Below are 21,370 nucleotides of genomic sequence, written 5' to 3' on the forward strand. Positions count from 1 at the left end.
CCACTGATTCGTTAATCTCTAATTGGATAGCTTTGACTGAGTTATAGCTAACAGTGTTGCATAGTACAAAACCAGGTGCATAACCACTAACGGTTTTGTGATGAAGTGTTAAGAATGTGATTTTTTTGGATGATTGTTTGAACGTTAAGTGCGTTATTTTCGTAGCGCATTGGAGCAGATGTGTTTTGGAGGTCGTTGAACTTGTGTAGGACAAGGCATCTGTTGAGGCTTGCCCTGCAGTTGAATGAGCTCTGGAAGTCCCCCGGTAGTACGCATCCTAGTTGAGTTCTTAAATCAACAGCTTGTCCAGTACTTCAGAATCCGAGCTGCAGAAGTCAGCGCTGGTTTCCATTTCCGCTAGTGCGAAGTCGATAAATGTTCTGGCTGCGAGTGAGAGATTGGCTAGTGGCTGATAAACCATCCAGCCATGGCCGACAAAAGGCTCAATATGGTCGAATAATCGGATTAACTCCCCATGCTCAACATAACGGTTGGCGAGTTGCTCTGGCACATAACTAATGCCTCTGCCAAGGATACAGGCTTCAATGATTAACGGCATGCTGTTCATGATCAGATCACCGGAAACTTCCAGTAATTCAGGTTCTTTGCCAATAGGTAGGCGTTCAAGGATATGGCCGTCGGGAAAGCGAAAGCGGATAACGTTATGATTATCAAGATCAGCAAAACTTGTCGGTAACCCGTGTGTCTCAATGTAGTCTGGGCTTGCATATAGTCCCAGGTGAGCGGAGATAAAAGGGCGGGCGATGAGGTTTGGCTCATCTATCTTTTCACCGATGCGAAACGCCACATCAATGTGATTGTTCACTAAGTTTTTATCCTCAGTGCTGCTGATAACCTCGACAGTGAGTTTCGGGTGACGATCCATAAACTTGAAAATCGTGCTGCCAATGTTGAGCAGGTTAGGAAGAGGTAGTACCTGAATACGCAGATGACCAGTGATTTCCTGCTTAGGTGCTGTGGCTTTTTCTATACTGAGTTCGAGCTGGTTAAGAGCGGATTTGGAGTTTTCATAAAGAATGTTACCGGCCTCGGTTAGCAATATCGAACGGTTCTGTCGGTGAAACAGCTGTAAATTTAGCTCATCTTCAAGCCCTTTTAAGCGTCGGCTGATACTTGATTTTGGCAAATTAAGGATTTTTGCAGCCTGGCTCATACTGCCGGTTTCTACTATTTGATGGAATAGTTTGAGGTCTTCCGTCTTCACTTTGTATTCCTAATTCGTATTAAATTGACCATCGTCCCGAATATCGGAACCGAGAGTCCTTAATCGTCTTGTATTTATGAACACTCTAGCACGATAGAATCGTTAGAGAAATCACAAAAATGGAAAGACTTTTATGAAATCAGCCTCTTTGAGCGCTCTCGCTTTACTGATATCAAGCACTCTTCTTACAGGGTGTGGCTTTGCTGAAAGTGCAGCCCCACAAGAAGATAAAACGCGTCCGGTAAAGCTCATGACTATCGGAGATGCATCTAGCCAACAGACTCGAATTTTCCCGGCCAGAGTAGCGGCCAGCCAGCAGGCTGATTTAGCATTTCGAATCGGTGGTGAGTTAGTCAACCTTGACCTGATTGAAGGGCAAAAAGTGAAAAAGGGCCAGCTATTGGCGCTGTTGGATGATCGTGATGCCAAGAATGCCTTAATGGATGCGGAAGCCAATTATGAACTGGCAGCCGTCGACTTTAAGCGTAAAGAAGAGATCTATAAACGCAAGCTGATCTCCAAGGCGGAATACGATACAGCCAAAGCCACACTAAAGTCAGCAAAGGCGGCATTGGCAGCGGCTCGTGACCAGCTTGACTATACACGCCTGACCGCACCATTTTCCGGTATTGTCGCGAAGGTCGCTCTGGATAACCATCAGATGATCCAGCCGACGCAGGTGGTTGTCTCACTTCAGGGAGACAAGCAGTTAGATGTGCAAATTCAGGTGCCGGAATCCTTGTTACTGACGCTGAACGACAACGGTCTTAGCGAAGAGTATCAGCCTCTGGTTCGTTTCGGATCACAGAACAGCCTTTACCCGGTTAACTATAAAGAACATGCCAGCAAGGTTAGCCCAGGTACCCAGACTTACGAGGTGGTATTTAACCTTGTTCGTCCGGAAAGCCTCAATGTCTTACCGGGCATGAGTGCCGAGCTGTTACTTGATATGGCGGTAATGAACCAGGAGACGAGCTCAGTTATAGCCGTGTTGCCCCAGAGCGCCATATTTCGAAGTGACGAAAAACAGAAAACTAGCGTATGGCGCTACAATGCGGAAAACCAGAAGCTGGAATCAGTAGAAGTAACACTCGGACAGGTACGTGCGAAGGGAATTGAAGTACTGTCTGGCATCAATAAAGGCGATCAGATCGTCGCTGTCGGGGCCAGTGTGTTAAAGCAGGATATGGATGTGAAACCACTTCGTTGGGAGCGGGGCGTTTAATCCATGAATGTTGCTCATTACAGTATTAAGAACAAAGTGATCAGCTGGATGTTTGTCTTGCTGATGTTAATTGGCGGGGCTGTTTCATTTACGGGGCTTGGCCAGCTGGAATTTCCGGAGTTTACCCTTAAAAGTGCGCTGGTTGTTACGCCGTACCCCGGCGCCTCGCCGGAACAGGTAGAAGAAGAAGTGACGCTGCCGCTGGAAGATGCCATTCAGCAGATGCAGCAGGTAAAACACATCACATCGATAAACAGTGCCGGGCTGTCCCAGATTGAAGTGGAAATGCAGGAGCGTTATGACGTGACCATGCTGCCGCAGATTTGGGATGAGTTACGCCGCAAGGTGAATGATGCTGTTGTAAAACTGCCGCCGGGTGTCGTACCGCCTATGGTCATTGATGATTACTCCGATGTATTTGGTATTCTGATGAACATCAAAGGTGAAGGGTATACCTATCGCGAGCTTGAGAACTATGCCGATTTCCTGCGCCGTGAGCTGGTATTGATCGATGGCGTAAAGAAAGTCTCTGTGGTTGGCGGACCGCAGGAGCAGGTTGTTGTTGAAATCAGCCAGCAGAAGCTTGCCGCAATGGGGCTGGATCAGAATTATATATACAGCTTGATCCAGACACAGAATGTCGTTTCTAACGCCGGTAAGATTCGAATTGGTGACGGCCGGATCCGGATTCATCCTACGGGTGAGTTTTCAGGCGTGGAAGAGATGGAGCGCCTGTTGGTCAGCCCTCCGGGTAAAGGCGATCTGGTTTATCTGGGTGATATTGCCAAAGTCTATAAAACGGTGACAGAAACGCCAGACTTGTTGTACCGCAACATGGGAGAGCGTGCACTGTCGCTGGGCATTTCGTTCAGCACCGGAGTAAATGTCGTTGATGTCTCCAAGGCGATAGCCGATAAAATCGAGCAGCTTGAGAGCCGTCTGCCAATGGGGATGGTATTGAATACTGTCTATGACCAAGGGGCCGTGGTGGATGTCTCGGTCACTGGATTTTTGGTGAACCTTGGCCAGTCAGTTGCTATTGTTATTGTTATTCTGCTGGTGTTTATGGGGCTCCGTTCCGGGCTGCTAATGGGAGCGGTATTGTTGTTGACCATCTTTGGTACCTTCATCGTGATGAATGTACTGGGGATACAGCTTCAAATTATCTCTCTGGGGGCATTGATCATTGCGCTCGGGATGCTGGTTGATAATGCCATCGTGGTAACCGAAGGTATTCTGATTGGCATACAGCGGGGCCAGACACGATTGGAAGCCGCAGGTGATGTGGTAAAGCAAACCCAGTGGCCATTGCTTGGCGCGACCGTAATTGCCATCCTGGCGTTTGCACCGATAGGCTTGTCTCAAGATGCAACCGGTGAGTTTTGTGCATCATTGTTCAAAGTACTGTTGATTTCGCTATTTATCAGCTGGATCACTGCGATTACGATTACGCCGTTCTTCTGCTATTTGCTGTTTAAGGATGGCAACACCAGCGGCGATGAGCCTCAGGAGCTGTATAAAGGCTGGTTCTTTAATGCCTACCGCGGAATTTTGACCTTTGCCATGCGTTTTCGCGTACTGACTATCTCGACTGTGATTGCGATGCTGGTTGCTGCCTTGTTCGGGATGGGATATGTCAAAAATGTGTTCTTCCCACCGTCCAATACCCCGATTTTCTTTGTGGATGTCTGGATGCAGGAAGGAACAGATACTCGCGGTACAGAAGCGTTTGTCAGTGAATTAGAAAAAGAGTTGATGGCATATGATCAGCAGCATCATATGGGATTGAAGAATCTGACCTCTGTGATAGGCCAGGGCTCGCAGCGATTCGTATTACCTTATACGCCTGAAAAAGGGTATGCGGCTTATGCGCAGTTAATTATTGAAATGAATGACCGGGAATCACAGGTGGCTGCAATGCCTGGATTGACGGCGTATCTGAATGATAATTACCCTAAAGCCCATTTCCGGGTCAAGATGTTGGAAAACGGTCCGACACCTGCGGCGAAAATCGAAGCCCGTTTTTACGGAGAAGATCCGATTGTGCTTCGCCAGTTAGCTGCGCAGGCAGAAAAAATCATGAGGGATGAGCCATCTATTACCAATATTCGTCATGACTGGCGCAATCAGGTATCCGTTGTTCGACCACAATTAAACCCTGCTCAGGCAAGGGAAGTGGGGATCAGCAAGCAAGATCTCGACAATGCGTTATTGATTAACTTCAGTGGTAAATCGGTCGGCACATATCGTGAGCAGAGTCATCTGATGCCGATTGTTGCTCGTGCGCCCGAACAGGAGCGTTTGGACGCTGATAGTTTGTTGAAACTTCAGGTATGGAGTACAGAAAACACTGCTTTTGTCCCAGTGACTCAGGTAGTCAGTGATTTCGAGACTGAATGGGAAAACCCGCTGATCATGCGCCGTGATCGTAAGCGAATGATATCGGTGCTGGCTGATCCAGGGTTGGACAGTGGCGAGACGTCTGACTCATCGCTGCGTAAAATTCGCGATAAGGTAGAGGCGATTGCTTTGCCAGAAGGTTACGAGTTGGAGTGGGGGGGAGAATATGAAACCTCCCGAGATGCTCAGGCGAGTATTTTCAGTTCGTTACCTATGGGATATCTAGCCATGTTCTTGATCACCGTGGTGCTGTTTAACTCAGTGAGAAAGCCATTGGTGATTTGGTTCAATGTACCGCTGGCAATGATTGGTATTACATCCGGCTTGTTACTGTTTAACGCTCCGCTTAGCTTTATGGCAATTTTAGGTATGTTGAGCTTGAGCGGGATGATTATCAAAAACGGTATTGTATTGGTTGATCAGATCAATGTTGAGCTTGCCGAAGGCAAGAGTATGTATGAGGCTGTTTTTGATTCATCGGTAAGTCGTGTTCGTCCTGTTTGTATGGCAGCAAGTACGACAATGCTAGGGATGATTCCATTGTTTTTTGACCCGTTCTTTACCGCAATGGCAGTAACCATTGTGTTCGGGTTGGGTTTTGCAACCATACTGACATTGGTGGTACTTCCAGTAAGTTACGCAATGATCTTCCATATACCAAATCAGCAGCCATCGATTGATGAAAATTTGGAAATGGCTTCCGTTCAGTAATTAATAAGAGGGGTAACTCCCCTCTTTATTAACTAGGAAGAAAAAATGAAGCAAGTAATTATGCCCATTGCATTTCGCGTTATAGTCTTTGCTTTTGTTGTCATAGTACCTTCTATTATTGGCTTTTGTTTGTCAGGGTATTTGGAAACATATTTTGCAAGAGATATTCCTCAGGTTCAGGTAGTAGTTGAACCACCCAAAATCCATCTATAAAATTTGTTTAATATCGTATTTGAATGCTTGTTTGATATCTGTTCGATGATGGATGTTTTTTATACTAAAAATATCTATCATTAAGTGCCTTTGTTTTTAAGTTGTTAAATTTAAAGGGATCTTATTTTCTGTTGTTATTGTTGATGGATGTTGCAATAAGCATGTTTATGTTCAGCTAAGATTCAATATTACGATGCTATATTTATTTTCAAGGCTTCATAGGAGCCACTGCTAATTGTTATTGTTATTTCTTTCTTTGCTGGGCCGGATGCCCAGCTTTTTTTTGCCTGTAATAAAACCATTTATGTTGTGATGGATTAAAGGTTATCTAATAGCAGTTAATCATAAAACTTCTATGAAGTATTACTGAGAAAATATAGTACAAGCTGAAAATTGTTGTTGATAGATGAAACTCTGTATTTCTTTTATAGTAACGATTTCAGAATGGCATCACTAGAAACGCTCATTACAACTAGGTATGGGATATTTTCTAGTTGAAGAGCGCTGGTTCATCCTTTCGAAGGCTCGAAGGGTATTTAAGGCTGGCTGTTTGCATCGATCTCATCTTGCAGCTTTTCTAACTCATCCAGTATTCGGATGAACTTCATACCAAATGGGGTCACCTTGTATTCTACCCTTGGCGGAAGTTCGTTATAGGCAATACGTTCGAGAATGCCAAACTCCACATTTCTCTTCAGGCAGTCATTGAGTACTTTCGTACTGAGTCCTTCCGCACTGCGTACCATTTCTCCCGGGCGGTTAATACCGTTAGCTAGAAGTTGGTAAACGGTAAGCGACCACTTGCAACCGTAAATAGTCTCGACCATCCGGGCCGACTTCGCCGGGGATGATTTTCTCGAGAATTTTTTTTCATTTGTATTCATAAAGATGTACCAAAAAGTGCCTACCTAACCAATTTGTGCCCACTTTTCAGCAAGCTATGGGCAGGCATAAGATTAAACCATCTAATCGAGACAAAGTGAATCAAGAGCGGAGAAAAGGCTATGGATTTTAATAAGACAGGTGTTGCGTTAATTGTTGGCGGGTCAAGCGGAATGGGCTTCGAGACCGCAAAAGTATTGGCAAAGCATAGTGTAGAGGTAGTGATTATTGGTAATAATGAAGCCAAATTAGAGCAGGCGCTTGAAGAACTTAAGGCTATCGGACAGGCTTCAGCCATTCAGGTGAACCTTTATGATAAAGAAAGCCTGAAAAAGCTACTTGCGTACATTAACAAGCCAGAGACCAAGGTCGGCTATTTGGTCAATGCAGCCGGGTATTTCAGCCCTAAGCCTTTTATTGAGCACAGTGAGGATGACTATGAGACCTACATGGGATTGAACAAAGCGATGTTTGTTATCTCACAGGCCGTGGCAACGAATATGTCACGTCATGGTGGCGGTAATATCGTCAATATTGGTTCGATGTGGGCACAGCAGGCGATCAAGGCCACGCCATCTTCCGCTTACTCTATGGCCAAGGCTGGCCTGCATGCCTTAACACAGCATATGGCCATGGAGCTGGCCGATGTCGGTATCAGGGTGAATGCAGTGTCGCCGGCAGTCGTTAAAACACCTATTTATGAGGCGTTTATTGACCCGGCAGACGTTGACGAGGCATTGGAAGGCTTTAACGATTTTCATCCTATTGGCCGGGTTGGTAAAGCCGATGAGGTTGCCCAAACCATCGCTTTTTTACTGTCTGAGCAAGCGCTGTGGGTGACTGGTGCTATCTGGGATGTTGACGGTGGGGTGATGGCAGGCAGGAACTGATCTCCCTTCTTACAACTGCACACTGATACTGAATAGAGCAGGGAGAAGGTCGAGCCTCCCTGTTCGGTTATTCTTCATTACCCATCTAGACCTGTGCACAGACATCTGTATTCACCCATCATTTACTCTTAACCCTATATAAACCCTCTATCGTTAGCTTCAGGGATCATGATGAAAGGGTTTAATCTTACGAAGGCAGTGATGTCTTTGTCTCTTGTGGTGCTATTAGGCGGTTGTAGCACTATCAATTCAAATCAACCGTTTTCTGAGCGAGAAGCTGAGGTAGATATTCCGGCCAACTGGCAGGCTGCTGATGAGTATGTAAATGCTGAATTCCCGAGCCAGTTGCTGGCCCTGATCGAGCAAGAATCCGTGGTGCGACTCGTCGAGCAGACGTTGGCTGTAAACTATGACTTGCGACGTACCGCCATTCGTCTTGAAGAAGCCCGGTTGCTGCAATATCAGGCTGATATTAATGATCGTCCCACGGTGAACGCCAAGTTTGAAGGTCAGCGTTCCAAGCAGGGGCAAACCACCTCGCAGCAGACGCTCACACTGGATATGAGCTGGGAGCTGGATGTGTGGGGAAGGTTAGCGGATGTCAGTGATGCGGCTATGGCCAATACGCAAGCCAGCGAGCTTGACTATCAATATGCGAGAAACTCACTGGCTGCAAGAGTTATCCAGGCCTGGCTCGATATCAGTTACCGGGCAAAGATCATTGAGGTTGAAAAACAGTGGATTGCCAATCTGGTCAGCACCGAGGAAATCATCAAGGAGCAGGTTGTTGATGGTACCAAGGAGTTGGCCGATCTTGATGCGGCGCGGGCGGCGACCGCCAGAGTCAGGGCTACACAAGAGGCACGGATCCACAGCCAGAGCCAGGCGTTGCGAAACCTGAATGTGCTACGCAGCCAAACTGGTACCGAGGTAGAGGGAGTTCCGGCAGACTTGCCACAGATATCGTCACCTCCGAAACAGCTTTCAGGCGATCTCATTGGTTCGCGACCAGACTTGATTGCCGCCTATCAGAGAATTGTTGCTGCAGATAAGAATGCTGCAGTAGCTTATAAAGAACTGCTGCCGAAATTTACCCTTACGGCATCGATAAGTCGCTCCGGTACGAGCATGAATCAGTTGCTGGAAAACTCTTCGGTCTGGAACTTGATTGGCGGGATCACCGCGCCGCTGTTCGACAGGGGGAGATTAAAAAGCAATGCAGAAATTGCCGAGCTAAAAGCCGAAAGTAGCTACCTTGCCTATCAAAACAGCTTGCTTACTGCGATAACCGAAGTTGAAAACGCCATGGACAATGAAGCCTCTTTGCTCAGACAGCAAGAATACCTGCAGCAAGCGTACGACTTCTCTCAGTCCAGCATGCGAAACTACCAGGTTCGCTATCAGGATGGCGTAAGCGGGATCCTATCTCTACTTGCCGCCAAACAGGCTGCCTTTCAGGCACACATTCAATTGCTAGAGACAGAACAAGCACGGCTTTCTAACCGAATCACGTTGGGCCTTGCGTTGGGAATGGGGGTATAACACCAGTGAAAAAGCCAAACTTAAACCTAGTCACCGTAAGCCTGCTGGCGGTTTTATCTATTCCGCTCACACTGTTTTATACCGACTACGCAATAAGCAACCAGCCGGAGGTTGTGACGCGCAAAGAGCAGCTACCGTTGCCAAGAGTGACGGTTCAGCAAGTCAGTGTCGGTAATTATTCCGGATTGATAGAGGCTTTTGGTGAAGTTAAAGCGACGGAAGATCTGACTTTGCTGAGTCAGGCATCCGGTCAGGTAGTGTGGAAATCCGAACAATTTGTCGTGGGGAGCAAGGTAAGAAAAGGGGACTTGCTTCTTCGTCTCGAAGATTCAAATTACCGGGTCGCGTTGGCAAATGCGAAGAAAGCACTGGCGGATGCCAACCTTACCTTGCAGCAGGAGCAAAGAAAGCATAAACGCGCCCAAAAAGACTGGAAGCGATCCGAAATAGGCGAGCAGCCAAGTGATCTTGCCTTGAGAAGGCCACAGCTGGAGATTGCACAAACCCAATATAAAGCAGCAAAAGAGCAAGTTGCCTACGCACAGAGCAACCTTTCCAATACCCTTATCTATGCGCCGTTTGATGCCGTGATCACTGCTCGAACAGCAACTCTCGGGACTTATTTGTCTCCGGGAAGCAATGTTGCCCAGATGAAATCTATCGACACGGCAGAAATTAAGGTTGCCTTGTCAGAAAGGGAGTGGCAGCAATTGCCTGACAGTTTGCACAATACAAACGTGTCTATACGGTCGACTTATAATCCTCAGCAGCAGTGGAGCGGAAAGATTGACAGCCTTGCCTTGGTTATTGACGAAAACAACCGGACGCGCAACCTGACGATTAAGGTTGCCAAGCCATTAGAGCAAGAAACACCACTGTTGTTGGGGAGTTTTGTAAAGGTTCAGCTGCTGGGTAAAGAGCAAAAAGATACGTTTAATATTCCTGCTTCATCTGTCACGGCAGACGGTTTCATCTGGCTCGAACAGGATCAGAAACTGGTTAAGCACAAAGTGTCAGCCTTGTTTAACAGCAACACGTATGTAGGCGTGGCAAGGGATAATTTACCTGATCTTGTGAACCTGGTGCGAAAGCCGCTTTCGAGTTATGTCGAAGGAATGAAGGTTGCCGCCGTGATGGTGGAGGACCTGTATGCAGAATAATACCTCACGAGGCATTATTGCCTGGTTTGCCCATAATTCAGTGGCTGCGAACTTGTTGATGATCCTTATCCTTGTTGCAGGGATCAGTACCTTGTGGAACATCCGGGTTGAGGGTTTTCCGCAAATACCGCCAAACAATGTCACGATTAGTGTTGATTATTCCAGTGGATCGGCTAAATCTGCCGAAGAAGGTATTGCTGTCAAAATTGAAGAGTCTCTTCAAGGTGTTGAAGGGATAAAAACAATACAAAGCACCTCTAATGGCGACGGTGTTACGGTTACTGTTACTAAGTCCAGCGGATATGATTTGGATATCCTCTATCGGGATATCAAGGCAAAGGTTGATGCGATTAGTACACTGCCCAAACGCGCTGAGCGGCCTGTTATCAGCAGAGAAATAGAGCTGGAAGGCGTGATGACAATCAACCTTTTTGGCGATGTTACCGGTGGGGTTTTGCAGGAATATGCCGAAGATTTAAGAGGGAAACTATTAAAGAGTGCTGAAATTCAGCGGGTTGATTATATAGGAAGAAAAACGCCGGAGATCACGATTGAAGTGGATGAGGCCCAACTACAGGCACTCGGCCTGTCGATGGCCGAAATTGCCAACAAGATCAATGCTGCCTCTGTCACTGATACCGGGGGAGAGCTATTGGGACCGGACGGAAAGCTGATCCTCAAAACGGAGCAACAGAGATACAGTGCCAAGGAGTTCTCTAGCATTCTGATCAGGCAAACCCGCGACGGACAGCGGATACGTCTGGCAGATATTGCCACGATCAAAGATGATTTTAGCAATAAGAATGATCTAACCCGGTATAACGGCCAAAGCTCTGTCGGCCTTGATATCAAGATGTATGGCAAGTCGAATATTACACGTGTCGCCGAAGCCGTTAAGCGTACTGTGAGCGATTACCAGAGAACATTGCCGGCCGGGGTTAATCTTGAGTTATGGAATGATAGGAGTGAGCCAATCAAGGATAGGCTGTCGTTGCTGCTTAATAACAGTGTCCAGGGGATTGCGATGGTTATCGCCTTACTGGCTCTGTTCCTCAATGTACGTGTGGCTTTCTGGGTTGGCCTCGGACTGCCCGTCATTTTTGCTGGCGCCGTGACCCTGATGGGAGACTCGCTGTTTGGGTTGACGTTAAATGAGCTGACAACGTTCGGATTTATCATTGCCTTGGGTATTGTGGTTGATGATGCTGTTGTTATCGGTGAGAGTATTTATGATGAGCGTGAAAAACACGGAGCCACATTGCAGGCGACCATATCGGGCGCCAATAAGGTAGCGACGCCGACGACATTTGGTGTTCTGACAACCATGGTGGCTTTTTTGGCGATGGCCCTGATAGAGGGAGACTTGGGTAAGATATTTGCTCAGTTTGCTTATGCTGCTGCGTTTTGTTTGCTGTTTTCATTGATCGAGTCGAAGCTGATCCTGCCATCTCACCTTGCGCATATGAAAATGTCGCCTGCCATGGGGGAGGGTGATCAGGCCTCACTGTGGAATCGAATTCAGAGTAGCGTTACCTCCGGTCTGAATCGCTTTACATTCAAGGTGTATAAGCCTTTTTTGTCCGTCGTGCTTAAGTACCGTTATGCGGTATTGGCGATCTTCGTTTCGGTGTTTATTTTTGTTGTAGGCCTGCTGTTATCAGGCAAGATCAAGTCGGTCTTTTTCCCAGAAATTTCTGCTGATTTCGTTACCGTTGAGATCGTGTTTGAAGATGATGCGGGCTATGGGTTGGTGCAGCGGGAGGCGTTAACCGTTGAGAAGTTATCAGGCGAATTGAACCAGCAGATGACCGAAGAATATGCATTGGCAAAGGCACCTATTCAGCACCTGCTGGTTGTTACGTCTGACAGTTCAGTCACGATCACCGCCGGGCTGTCTGCCAATAACCAGAGGCCTTTCACTGCCAGTGAACTGGCCGAACGATGGCAATCTATGGTGCCGCCACTGGAAGGGGTTGATCGGGTAAACTTTGTCGCAGATATGATCACGGATAAAGCGATCAGTATCGAACTAAGAAGCAAAGACAACCATGTTATTGATAGCGCTGGAAAGGCACTGATAAAAGAGCTCGAGCAATATAACGGCGTGTTCGGTATTAAAAGCGGTTTAAAGGCGGCTCAGGTTCAGGTCGATTTAGCGCTGAAGCCGGCCGGGATGGCTATGGGGCTGACAACCTCAGGGTTGCTTGAACAGATCAGAATGGCCTATCAGGGGTATGAGATTCAACGACTGCAAAAAGGGGAGAATGAGGTAAAAGTTAAGCTTCAGTACCCAATTCAGAAGCGTCAGAGCCTGGATGATCTTCAGTACGCCAGAATCCGCCTTGCCAATGGAAAAGTGGTACCCCTCAGTACCGTTGCCGAGATATCGACCCGGTACGTGGCGACAACGATTGAACGGATGAATCAAAGCAGGGTGAATGTGATCACCGCGGATGTAAACAAATCCGTTATTTCGCCCTCAGAAGTCATTGGCCGTTTAGAAAGTGGGTTGTTTAATCAGCTAAAGGCTAATCATCAGGGACTTGAGATCGTGATTTCCGGGCAGCAACAGGAAGAGGAAGAAGTTACCCAATCATTTAAAGGTGCCTTTATGGTAGCGGCGATAGCCATTTATGCGCTGCTGGCCATTCCGCTTAAGTCCTATGTACAACCGTTTGTCATTATGTGTGCCATTCCATTTGGCATTGTAGGTGCCTTGCTGGGGCATTGGTTGCACGGTATCCCAATCAGTTTGCTTTCTCTGTTTGGTATCTTGGCGTTATCTGGGGTCGTGGTAAATGACAGCTTATTACTTATCTCGCGATACAACCGAGAACGGGCGGCAGGGTTAAGTGTATCCAACGCGCTATTGGCATCGGGAACCGGAAGAGTGCGGGCGATTCTGCTGACCTCAACCACTACTTATGCGGGACTGGCACCACTGTTGGCCGAAACTTCACCACAGGCTCAGTTTTTGATTCCGGCGGCAATATCTATGGGTTATGGCATCTTGTTTGCCACCGTAATTACATTGGTTTTGATCCCTGCTATTGTGATGCTCAGTGAAGATTTGATCAGCCTGACAGGTAGAAGCCACTTGGGGACGAAAGCAGACCATACGATGGATATAGCATAATGAAAGAGCACATTATTGACGTTCTATTGATAGAAGATGACAGGGATCTGGCTCTCTCTATTGCTGAATATTTACGTTTTGAGGGCATTCGGTGTGATCATGCTTTTAATGGTCATAACGGGTATAACCTGGCTGCAAAAAATAACTTCGATGTCATTTTACTGGATCTCATGTTGCCGAGAATTGATGGCGTAACGGTCTGCCAAAGGCTAAGGGATGAGGGTAATGACACGCCAATATTAATGCTGACGGCCAAGGATACGCTTGATGATAAAGCGGTGGGCTTTGAGGCTGGCACTGACGACTATCTGGTCAAGCCGTTTGCTATGAAAGAGCTTGCGATGAGAGTGAAAGCCTTGGCCAAGCGAAAAAGTGGGCAAGTGAAAAAGCTCTGTGTTGGCGATCTTGTTTTTGAATATGAAGCTCGAACGGTAAGCCGCGCAGGGCAAGAGGTTAAATTGACGCCTACCGGTTTGCTGCTGCTGGAAATACTGATGCGGAAAAGCCCGTCAGTCGTCAGTAAAAGAGAAATCGAAGAGACCCTGTGGCCGGAAGATACCCCGGATAGCGATAACCTAAAAGTGCAGATATACCAGTTGAGGCAGAAGATCGACAAGCCCTTTGCAACCAAGCTAATAGAAACAGTTTCGGGTCACGGGTTCAGGATAATTGGTTCAAAATGATGTTGCTAAGAAGGTTTTCTGTCAGTAGCAGGCTGACATCCTATTTTTTCGGTATCGCCTTACTTACAGTGCTCGTTTATACCGAGCTTCTCGTCCAATACTTTGAAAATGGTATTGAAAGTTCAGCGGAATTACGGTTGATGACTGAGACCCGCTCGTTTGCCAATGCCTATGAGCGAGACCAAACCGCCCCGCTTCCTTCCTCGTATATGATGAAGTTTTATTTTGATGAACTGCCTGAGGTGATCATACAACAGTCAGACATACTGAAAGGTGTGAGTGTCAATGCCGGTGATTTCTTATTCATCATGAGTGAAGACGTTGTCGCAGATCCTGAACTGCCAAGCGGTGATTTTGTCCTGACGCTTTATCATACCAAGCTGTATGACGGGCGATCTTTATACGCTATTGCAAAATATGACTTTAACCTGTTGGCTGAGCACGAAACTGAACGGTGGGATGAGGACTTTCTGTTCATACTCTATATCGGTGTTGGGTATCTCGTCCTGATATTGATGGCGCTTTGGTTTTATAGCTATCGGGTAGGAAAAAAATCTGCAGCGCTTGTTGACTGGGCTGAACAGATATCGACAGACAACCTGAGTTCAGAGCGACCTGATTTTCATTTTAATGAATATAATCGTGTTGCTACTTGCTTAGAACAATCTTTGAAGCGAAATGCTGCGCTGATGGAAAGGGAGAAGAAGTTCTTGTCTCATGCCAGCCACGAGCTCAGAACGCCGATTGCAATTATTCGCGCCAACATGGAAATTCTGGAAAGAATGGATATACCCGAGGTTGCACTAGGCTCACTCAGTCGTGTTGAGCGAGCCAATACCAATATGCAGCTAATAACTGAAACACTGTTGTGGCTCGGAAGAAAAAACGATACTGCCCCTGCTGAATATCAAGTGAATCTTCCGCATTTACTTAAACAGCTAATCGATGATCATACTTACCTTATTCAGGGAGAGAGTGTAGAGGTTATCCATGATTACGAGGCTGCTCCTGATGAAATATTACCGGCCACACCGTTGATGATCGTATTGAATAATTTGATTCGTAATGCCTTTCAGTACACTCACAAAGGCTGGATAAAAGTGACTTATCAGAGTGGCACTATCATAGTTGAAAATTATGATATGGACTTGGTGAATGACCGAGAGGTCGTCAGTTTTGGTCTGGGGTTGGAGCTTACGCAAAAAGTGTGCAGCAGGCTTAATTGGAATTTGGACATCAACTATAGTGACGGTGGAGTAAAAGCTGCGTTGCAATTACCCGTAAGTTGATTTGTTTTAGTTTGGGTTGGCTTGAAATAGAGCCAACCCATTCAATTTAGAACTTGTATGTTAAGCCAACGCCTGTGAAGTAGTCGTTACTATCATAAAAGTTGATGTTTGAAGCTGTGTTTGAGTAGCCAAGCAGTGCATTGAAGCCCCAGTTTTCCCACCCCATAAACTCGCTGTACTCATAGGCGAGATTAACGCCGTAGCTGTTATCTTTCTGAGTGTCGTTGAATACCGGATTTTTTGCGTCATATTGGGTATTTGAGTAATCACCATTTACCGAAAAAGCGTGTTTACCGACCATATGCATATAAGTTAGTGATATGCCATATCGTTTGAAGGACATGGCTTTACCATCAGCAGAATGATCCTGATAAGAGATTGATGGCTCCAAAAATGATGTTGCGCTGACAGGAAGCCCCATAGAAAGGCCCGCGTAGTAGCCTTTGGCATCACGGTTGAGTAACTCCTGGTTACCGGTCAGTTGGCTTCCAGATTTTTCGTTATCAACATCTTGGTCATAGAATGCAAAGTCGCCCGATAGTCCAGTATCTAGAATGTTTTCATATTGAACTCGATAAGTATTTCCTGAAATATCGGTCTTTTTTCTCGCTGTATTTGTTAGGTAGGGATCTTCCCAAACTTCACCATTGGCGATTGTAGGTAAGTAGGCAAATGAAAGAACAGATTCGTTGCCGAGCTCCATGGCATAGCCGAGCTCTATGGCAAAAATGCCTTCGATAATGTCTCCGCGTGCCGTACCGAAATACAGCTGGTGGTCATTATTCTCTCCAAAGGTATAGCGAAGTTGTCCCAGCGGAGCGAACATTGCCCCGGACTTTGATTCTCCTGCGCTATTGAGGTCTCCTGTTTTGGTTTCGTTGTCCATGTTGAAGTTACTTTTTCCACCGCTGTAGCCAGCTAAAAGGCTGACTTCACCGCTGAGTCCCGGTTTATCCAATTCGGCAAATACCGTACCACTTAACGCAATACCCAGTGGCAATAAATATAGGTGTTTCATGATGTTCCTCTTCCATGCGTAATAACACCTATACCTTCAGCTACAGCGGGTAAATGGGGGGTGAATTTTGACAATTAATTTAACGGTGTTTTTTATGTTAACTCGTCCAGAAAGCGCTGGCGCTTGACGTCTCGAATTAACGATATTTTCCAAGTACTCATCCCCCCGTTTGTATTGTTGATAAATATGCCAGTCATTCTGGATATTGTTCGCGATTATACTGTCACGCTTGCGCCATTTTGAATGCGTCGATATGGCATTTGGCAATGCCAACTTCGTGTAGCCAATTAAACGCATAGTGCTCCAATTGGGGGGCTTCAAAGGCAATTCGGACACGAGAACAAGAGCGTGAATAGGCTAGGTGTGCCATTACTCGTTGTGGTGCGAGGGCTTGTAGCAGGAGTAAAAGCTGGCGAGCACGTTCTTGCAGCGGGTTGTCGTAACTGGCAAGCCACGCACAGGTTAAGCTAACGTTTTGCATGCTGCCCTTTTTTTCGAACAGCTCGAGCGTTGGTTGTTGATCGTTGATGCAATGTTCTCCGTCGGTTTGGCAAGTGCCTTTAACAGTACGTAAGTGCGTACGTAGCAGATTGACAATGGTGTCGAAATCTATTTGAGAATTCGTTTGATGAACAAACTGGGTAAGGCTGTCTCGATGGTTTTGTAATGCTTTGGTGCCGTTTCCAATCAGTCGCTTGATAACGGCGGTGAAGAAATGTTCATCAATAAAATCAAAGAGATTTTCGGTGTACGCATCTTGACGCTTTTCTAAGTGATCCTGATACCACAAATGTGCAGCGAGGGTGCAGCAGGCCAGGGTGGGTTTCCAACCGGCTGGATCGTGCGTGGCGCGCTGTTCGCTCATGATAAGCGATACCGCTCTCAGCGAATCTCGATAGAGCGTAGACGAGGGTTCATCAAATTGCGAGAACAGTGTCGAAACTTGTTTTTTCAGCCGTGGTGGCAGGGTTGACTCATCGGTGTGTGACGTTTCTTGAGTGTATCGCGCATAGAATTCTTTCGGTGTAATACTCGGGGGATTGTTTGTTGCGGCAACCGCTAGAAAATGGCGTTGAGTCAGGTCTCGCTGGCCTAAGATGTGGTACCACACATCTAACAAACGAATGAAGCGGTCTCGTCCTTCAAGACGGGATGAGGTGTCTTTGTCTTTATTGTTCGTTATCCAAATATCTAATATCGGCTTCAGTACGTTCAAGAGCTGGTAGTGTAGTTCGTAGTCACATTCTTCGTCGTCACATTCATCCAACATATGAAGGTAGAAGGTGGGTGCGAAAGCCTGAGCGATAGGCCACACAGAGGTGGTTTCAAGATCAAGGGGGTCAAAGGTCTTGAGGTGCTGGAAACCTTCTCCGGAATTTACGTAATGCCATAGTGCGGTGCCGTTGGGCAAATGCTTGATCAGACTTGCCATCTCATCTAAAAGGGAAATGGCCGAGATCGGGTTGTCGATGCGTTCGCAATAGGCTTCGTAGCGTGCCATGTGAGTTAGCGTTGATTCTGCGTAACAGACCAAAGAAACATTGAGCTGCTCTTCTATACGATGCTGCATGTCGTAGGCAACTTCTTTCAATGTGCTGCCCCAGGCCTGGCGTTGCAATAACTCGGTTTGTTCGATATCTGAGTACGGCTCCCACTCTGCAAACGCACTGAGATAGATATCTACAACGGGATTCTGACTATCTAATTTGTCGTTTGATGTTGCCAGCATAACAGGCTGCTGTGTAAAGCGTTGTTGTAACATTTGAACAAAATGTTCATACGCTTCAGGGTAGAGAAGAAGATGCTCGCCCAGTGCAGGGTGGACCTTGTTAGGGTCTATGTGGCAGGTATTCATTGCATGGCGAAATGCAGGGTTATCGCACCAAATAAAGGCTTTGATCATAGCTTCGCCCCAACCGTGCCGGGCTAGTAAATCGCAGAAATAACCTTCGTATCCGGTGGCGTGCTCATTGTCCCAGTAGGGGATGTAGAATTGCGCCATCAGGTAGGCGTAACGTATGTCGCTGCGTGCCAGCATATAAATCGCTTCGGCACCAAACAAGCGCATGTTGTCTAGCCACATATTATTGGTGTTGTTATGGCGGCGAGCGTAGCGAACGATTGCCTGTACTGCTTCGACTACCTCCGTTCTCAATTCGGGGTACTGCAAGGCAATGGCGAAAAATATCGGCTCAGATATCGGGGATTTGTCATCGTCGTCGATATGATCGGGATAATAGTGCGGGCCACCTTCTTGTCCCAAATCGAGTGAGGATTTTAGTAGTTCAATGTTATGTTGAGCGTCAGCTACCTGTAAGCGGCGTGACGGTTCAACCGATGCTTCAACAAACTCAATGTTAAAGGTGTTTTTCCCCATGACATCGTTGGCGTCAAGTAGAACACGATATTGTGCTAATGCGTGGCGAAGGCTGTCTAGGTCGTTAAGACAAAATTGAATAAGATGTTGTTCTGAATTTTGAAACATAATGCTTTTCGCCTACTTTATATACCCAAACTACCTCAAGAAGCTCGTCCTTCGGGAGTGAGCCTCTTGAGGTAGCTTGGGTATACGTTCTATTCACTCTAACCCTGCATTGTACCAATATTTAGGCGCTTAGTATTAGTTAGAGTCATTTATCGTATTGATTAATAGGGTTAAATGTTGCTCTATATGGTTTTTAGATACAACACTCTTATCTTATTCAGAACCACCCCTAGGCATACAATTGAGCTGGCACCGATTAATACCGGCGTTATCAAAAAAGGCCAGCTTTGCCCGGTTAACATGATAAGCATAGGGTTTGCGCCCGCTGGCGGGTGAGTGGTCTTTGTTAGCAGCATTGTGGTGATGGCAAGCCCTGTTGCTAACGCTAGTGACCACGGATACACGCCAATAAACTCAACAAAAAATACACCGATAAGGGCTGTTAGAAAGTGACCAGCAATAACATTTTTAGCCTTGGCAAGGGGACTATCGGGTAGGCCGAATACCAATACGGCGGTTGCTCCAAATGGTGCCATTAACCATAGCCCGGTATGTGTCAGGCTATCGAGATAGGATAGGATTCCGATAGCCAGTGTGGCGGCGATACCTGCTGCGATCGGAAATTGAACCTTGTTCATGTTAGTTCCTCAATCTGATTGGGAGACAGATCTGTCTCCTTGCTAGGGTAGACAACTCTGTCTCCCTGTGTCAATCTGTTTCTAAACAGGAGTTGCGAAATGAATGAAAAGAAATTGTTGCTGGTTAAAACGGCTCTGCGCCTTTTTTATTCAGCAGGGGTTAATTCGGTGGGTATCAACGAAGTCTTAAAAGAGTCGGGAGTGGCGAAGAAAACCCTCTATAATCACTTTGCCAGCAAAGAAGAGTTGGTAATGGCAACGCTGCAATATCGGGACGATATTTTTTACCACTGGGTTAAATCGTGTTTAGACAGTGAGGTGTCCGCTAAGCAGTCCGTCATTGCTTTGTTCTCTGGGCTGGATGACTGGTTTAATGATCGGGTCACTGAGCTTGATGAATTCAAAGGTTGCTTTTTCATTAACACAGCAGCTGAATTCAGCGATCCGGCTTCGCCTGTCAGAGCATACTGTCTGCAACACAAGGAAAAACTTCGAGAGCTGATAAGGCTGAAGGTGAGGGCACTGACTCTCGAGCCTGCCAAAGAGATGCTGCTGGTTGATACGATTTGCCTGCTAAAAGAAGGGGCGATAGTTTCTGCGTTTGTCGGTGGTGACAAAGAGGCAGCGTCGAAGTGTATTCCAACGGTTTCAACGCTGATTGATTTAGAGTGCTAAGCTAACCCGCCGACGGATACGACAAGCGGGGGGATTACCGTTAATATTTTTCGAGCTTACCTTTCATAGCTCGAAATTATTGTTGTACTTTTCACCGAGCTTTTAAAGTAACGGGATTTGACGTTAAGGTACTCTGCATCAGAAAAGAAAGCTTCCATGTCCATTTGATTAGGGAAGTTGATTGTAAAGACGCGATTGATGTCGTTGTTCTCGACTTCGGATTGCAGGACTTCTGAAACTTTGAAGTCATAGCCGAAGCGACCGCCAAATTGTGACAGGATCGGTTTCATTGCGATTCTGTATTCTTGATATCGGCGGTCATCAATAACATTAAGGCCGACTAACAGTTCATATGACATCTTATTTTCCCTAAAGCAGATATTTTTTTGAATGCTCGTTCAAAATGCCTTTTCCGCTATCAATATGCAAGGGCTATTAATTAGCCAGTAGCCAATTATTGCTTTGGCATTTGTCTGATGAATGTGTAGACTGTTTTTTTTCCATTTTTGTAACGAGCCTCATGGATCCTTCTGTCTTATTAATATTTATCCCCACCTTTTTTGCAGTGTCAGCGACCCCGGGGCTTTGTATGACGCTTGCAATGACATTGGGTATGACCATCGGTGTTCGTCGAAGCCTGTGGATGATGGTCGGTGAGCTTGTGGGTGTGGGGCTAGTTTCTTTGTCTGCTTTGGTGGGGGTAGCAACAGTATTGCTGGCTCGACCTAACCTTTTTCTGGCACTAAAGTATCTGGGTGGCGCATATTTACTCTATCTGGGGATCCAGATGTGGCGCTCTCGAGGGAAAATGGCTATCCCGTCCGATTTGGATACTCAGGTAAGCGTCAAGCCGCTTTCCCTGGCCACTCAGGGCTTCGTTACGGCTATTGCCAATCCGAAAGCATGGGCATTTATGATCTCCCTGTTGCCACCGTTTATTGATGCGAGTTTGCCGCTGCAACCGCAGGCTGCTGTGCTGATCAGTGTGATCCTGTGCTTTGAGCTGATTTGCATGTTGTTATACGCCGCGGGAGGACGTACTTTGCGGGGGCTGTTACAGCAACGTGGAAATGTCATGCTAATGAACCGGATAGCGGGAAGTATGATGATGGGAGTCAGTGTCTGGTTGGTGATGGGCTAACGTTCTTGCTAAAAAGCCCCTGCTGAAACCTTGCGGTATCATCAAGGGCTTATCATA

17 protein-coding genes are annotated in these 21,370 nt (G+C 46.6%); 11 read left to right on the forward strand and 6 right to left on the reverse strand.

The annotated features are described in order from the left end of the window. Positions 1-289: 289 nt before the first annotated feature. The gene (locus tag L4D19_RS05725; protein WP_428451620.1) at positions 290-1,225 is read right to left on the reverse strand and encodes a LysR family transcriptional regulator; all 936 of its coding nucleotides are present in this window, start codon (positions 1,223-1,225) and stop codon (positions 290-292) included. A 133-nt stretch (positions 1,226-1,358) separates the two neighbouring features. Between L4D19_RS05725 and L4D19_RS05730 the strand changes: the two genes are divergently transcribed. Genes L4D19_RS05730 through L4D19_RS05740 form a run of 3 tightly spaced genes read left to right on the forward strand, consistent with a single transcriptional unit; the run spans position 1,359 to position 5,774 of the window. Next, positions 1,359-2,450 carry an efflux RND transporter periplasmic adaptor subunit gene (locus L4D19_RS05730; RefSeq protein ID WP_428451621.1) on the forward strand — a complete coding sequence of 364 codons (1,092 nt, stop codon included), beginning with the start codon at positions 1,359-1,361 and terminating at the stop codon, positions 2,448-2,450. Positions 2,451-2,453: 3 nt separating this feature from the next. Continuing rightward, positions 2,454-5,561, forward strand: a complete 3,108-nt coding sequence (locus tag L4D19_RS05735) for an efflux RND transporter permease subunit (protein WP_428451622.1) — start codon at positions 2,454-2,456, stop codon at positions 5,559-5,561. Positions 5,562-5,606: 45 nt separating this feature from the next. Further along, entirely contained in the window at positions 5,607-5,774 is a 168-nt protein-coding gene (locus L4D19_RS05740) for a hypothetical protein (protein ID WP_428451623.1), read from the forward strand. Positions 5,775-6,310: 536 nt separating this feature from the next. Here the strand turns inward: L4D19_RS05740 and L4D19_RS05745 are convergent. Continuing rightward, positions 6,311-6,658, reverse strand: coding sequence for a winged helix-turn-helix transcriptional regulator (locus L4D19_RS05745; protein ID WP_428451624.1), 348 nt, complete (start codon positions 6,656-6,658; stop codon positions 6,311-6,313). Between the two features lie 120 nt (positions 6,659-6,778). Between L4D19_RS05745 and L4D19_RS05750 the strand changes: the two genes are divergently transcribed. The 6 genes from L4D19_RS05750 to L4D19_RS05775 all read left to right on the forward strand — a co-directional run bounded on the left by L4D19_RS05750 (position 6,779) and on the right by L4D19_RS05775 (position 15,356). Further along, positions 6,779-7,546 carry an SDR family NAD(P)-dependent oxidoreductase gene (locus L4D19_RS05750; protein WP_428451625.1) on the forward strand — a complete coding sequence of 256 codons (768 nt, stop codon included), beginning with the start codon at positions 6,779-6,781 and terminating at the stop codon, positions 7,544-7,546. A 201-nt stretch (positions 7,547-7,747) separates the two neighbouring features. Then, on the forward strand, positions 7,748-9,088 hold the full coding sequence (locus L4D19_RS05755; protein WP_428451626.1) for a TolC family protein: 1,341 nt from the start codon (positions 7,748-7,750) through the stop codon (positions 9,086-9,088). A 5-nt stretch (positions 9,089-9,093) separates the two neighbouring features. After that, complete coding sequence (locus tag L4D19_RS05760; RefSeq protein ID WP_428451627.1) at positions 9,094-10,248, forward strand: efflux RND transporter periplasmic adaptor subunit; 1,155 nt, start codon at positions 9,094-9,096, stop codon at positions 10,246-10,248. Further along, the gene (locus L4D19_RS05765) at positions 10,238-13,384 is read left to right on the forward strand and encodes an efflux RND transporter permease subunit (protein ID WP_428451628.1); all 3,147 of its coding nucleotides are present in this window, start codon (positions 10,238-10,240) and stop codon (positions 13,382-13,384) included. Before L4D19_RS05760 ends, L4D19_RS05765 begins: the two co-directional genes overlap by 11 nt. Beyond that, positions 13,384-14,067 carry a response regulator transcription factor gene (locus L4D19_RS05770; protein ID WP_428451629.1) on the forward strand — a complete coding sequence of 228 codons (684 nt, stop codon included), beginning with the start codon at positions 13,384-13,386 and terminating at the stop codon, positions 14,065-14,067. The genes L4D19_RS05765 and L4D19_RS05770 overlap by 1 nt, the downstream gene beginning before the upstream one ends. Positions 14,068-14,207: 140 nt before the next feature. Next, the gene (locus L4D19_RS05775; RefSeq protein ID WP_428451630.1) at positions 14,208-15,356 is read left to right on the forward strand and encodes a sensor histidine kinase; all 1,149 of its coding nucleotides are present in this window, start codon (positions 14,208-14,210) and stop codon (positions 15,354-15,356) included. 46 nt (positions 15,357-15,402) lie between these two features. On the opposite strand, the gene L4D19_RS05780 is transcribed toward L4D19_RS05775, so the two are convergent. The 3 genes from L4D19_RS05780 to L4D19_RS05790 all read right to left on the reverse strand — a co-directional run bounded on the left by L4D19_RS05780 (position 15,403) and on the right by L4D19_RS05790 (position 19,497). Beyond that, the gene (locus L4D19_RS05780) at positions 15,403-16,374 is read right to left on the reverse strand and encodes a DUF2860 domain-containing protein (RefSeq protein ID WP_428451631.1); all 972 of its coding nucleotides are present in this window, start codon (positions 16,372-16,374) and stop codon (positions 15,403-15,405) included. Between the two features lie 223 nt (positions 16,375-16,597). Further along, positions 16,598-18,859: a hypothetical protein gene (locus tag L4D19_RS05785; protein WP_428451632.1), complete on the reverse strand. Its 2,262-nt coding sequence runs from the start codon at positions 18,857-18,859 to the stop codon at positions 16,598-16,600. A gap of 182 nt (positions 18,860-19,041) precedes the next feature. Continuing rightward, positions 19,042-19,497: an HPP family protein gene (locus L4D19_RS05790; RefSeq protein ID WP_428451633.1), complete on the reverse strand. Its 456-nt coding sequence runs from the start codon at positions 19,495-19,497 to the stop codon at positions 19,042-19,044. A gap of 99 nt (positions 19,498-19,596) precedes the next feature. Here L4D19_RS05790 and L4D19_RS05795 point away from each other — a divergent pair, with 99 nt between their 5' ends. After that, positions 19,597-20,172 (forward strand): TetR/AcrR family transcriptional regulator, encoded by a 576-nt coding sequence (locus L4D19_RS05795; protein WP_428451634.1) that lies wholly within the window; start codon positions 19,597-19,599, stop codon positions 20,170-20,172. A 56-nt stretch (positions 20,173-20,228) separates the two neighbouring features. Here the strand turns inward: L4D19_RS05795 and L4D19_RS05800 are convergent, their stop codons facing one another. Then, entirely contained in the window at positions 20,229-20,531 is a 303-nt protein-coding gene (locus L4D19_RS05800) for a DUF1330 domain-containing protein (protein ID WP_428451635.1), read from the reverse strand. A gap of 161 nt (positions 20,532-20,692) precedes the next feature. On the opposite strand from L4D19_RS05800, the gene L4D19_RS05805 reads away from it, so the two are divergent. Next, positions 20,693-21,313, forward strand: coding sequence for a LysE family translocator (locus L4D19_RS05805; RefSeq protein WP_428451636.1), 621 nt, complete (start codon positions 20,693-20,695; stop codon positions 21,311-21,313). The last annotated feature ends 57 nt before the right edge of the window (positions 21,314-21,370 follow it).

The organism is Photobacterium kasasachensis, from assembly GCF_050336885.1.
GTDB classification, from domain to species: domain Bacteria; phylum Pseudomonadota; class Gammaproteobacteria; order Enterobacterales; family Vibrionaceae; genus Photobacterium; species Photobacterium kasasachensis.

What these genes read in the sequence shown, in the direction of transcription:
- L4D19_RS05790 (WP_428451633.1), bottom strand. Translation starts at nt 19,497, where the DNA reads ATGAACAAGGTTCAATTTCCGATCGCAGCAGGTATCGCCGCCACACTG.
- L4D19_RS05735 (WP_428451622.1), top strand. Translation starts at nt 2,454, where the DNA reads ATGAATGTTGCTCATTACAGTATTAAGAACAAAGTGATCAGCTGGATG.
- L4D19_RS05775 (WP_428451630.1), top strand. Translation starts at nt 14,208, where the DNA reads ATGACTGAGACCCGCTCGTTTGCCAATGCCTATGAGCGAGACCAAACC.
- L4D19_RS05785 (WP_428451632.1), bottom strand. Translation starts at nt 18,859, where the DNA reads ATGTTTCAAAATTCAGAACAACATCTTATTCAATTTTGTCTTAACGAC.
- L4D19_RS05800 (WP_428451635.1), bottom strand. Translation starts at nt 20,531, where the DNA reads ATGTCATATGAACTGTTAGTCGGCCTTAATGTTATTGATGACCGCCGA.
- L4D19_RS05750 (WP_428451625.1), top strand. Translation starts at nt 6,779, where the DNA reads ATGGATTTTAATAAGACAGGTGTTGCGTTAATTGTTGGCGGGTCAAGC.
- L4D19_RS05755 (WP_428451626.1), top strand. Translation starts at nt 7,748, where the DNA reads ATGTCTTTGTCTCTTGTGGTGCTATTAGGCGGTTGTAGCACTATCAAT.
- L4D19_RS05730 (WP_428451621.1), top strand. Translation starts at nt 1,359, where the DNA reads ATGAAATCAGCCTCTTTGAGCGCTCTCGCTTTACTGATATCAAGCACT.
- L4D19_RS05795 (WP_428451634.1), top strand. Translation starts at nt 19,597, where the DNA reads ATGAATGAAAAGAAATTGTTGCTGGTTAAAACGGCTCTGCGCCTTTTT.
- L4D19_RS05780 (WP_428451631.1), bottom strand. Translation starts at nt 16,374, where the DNA reads ATGAAACACCTATATTTATTGCCACTGGGTATTGCGTTAAGTGGTACG.
- L4D19_RS05770 (WP_428451629.1), top strand. Translation starts at nt 13,384, where the DNA reads ATGAAAGAGCACATTATTGACGTTCTATTGATAGAAGATGACAGGGAT.
- L4D19_RS05745 (WP_428451624.1), bottom strand. Translation starts at nt 6,658, where the DNA reads ATGAATACAAATGAAAAAAAATTCTCGAGAAAATCATCCCCGGCGAAG.
- L4D19_RS05805 (WP_428451636.1), top strand. Translation starts at nt 20,693, where the DNA reads ATGGATCCTTCTGTCTTATTAATATTTATCCCCACCTTTTTTGCAGTG.
- L4D19_RS05765 (WP_428451628.1), top strand. Translation starts at nt 10,238, where the DNA reads ATGCAGAATAATACCTCACGAGGCATTATTGCCTGGTTTGCCCATAAT.
- L4D19_RS05740 (WP_428451623.1), top strand. Translation starts at nt 5,607, where the DNA reads ATGAAGCAAGTAATTATGCCCATTGCATTTCGCGTTATAGTCTTTGCT.